Source organism: Ensifer sp. NM-2 (genome assembly GCF_003024455.1).
Taxonomy (GTDB): domain Bacteria; phylum Pseudomonadota; class Alphaproteobacteria; order Rhizobiales; family Rhizobiaceae; genus Ensifer; species Ensifer canadensis.
In genome coordinates this window covers 1-402 of record NZ_PVZR01000170.1, presented here as the reverse complement: position 1 = coordinate 402, position 402 = coordinate 1, and the positions used below count along the sequence as shown (strand labels likewise).

Annotated in this window: 1 protein-coding gene; it reads right to left on the bottom strand. The window is 64.7% G+C overall.

Translation table 11 applies throughout. From position 1 onward, the window contains the following. Positions 1-402 (bottom strand): hypothetical protein (locus C6558_RS40240; protein ID WP_199197160.1); only part of this gene is annotated, 402 nt, incomplete at both ends.

Here is a 402-nt window from a genome sequence, read left to right as displayed (position 1 = left end):
CCAGCCGACGAACTTGTGGGGCGAGATCGCCTGCAGGAACACCGCCAGGATCGCATAGAGCGTCACATCCACGGCGTTCGGCAGGATGTACCAGAAGAGGTACTTCTCCAGCTGAAGATCGGTGAAGCCTTTGGAGAGCTGGGCGAGGATCGCGCCGAGGACGGCGAACGCCAGGGTGGAGATGAGCACCAGCGCGATCGCCGCCGTCTTGGGAACCACGAACGTCCAGTCGGGCGCGGCCGTGGCGTCGACGATCTCGTGGGTCTTGCGGTCGCGCTCGCGCCAGACGAGCTCGCCTGAGTAGTAGATGGCGATCAGGATGACGATGAAGGTGAAGGCGCCCTCGACCGTCTGGATGGCCCAGCGGGTGACGGGATAGATGTCCGCGCCCTGAACCTCCGC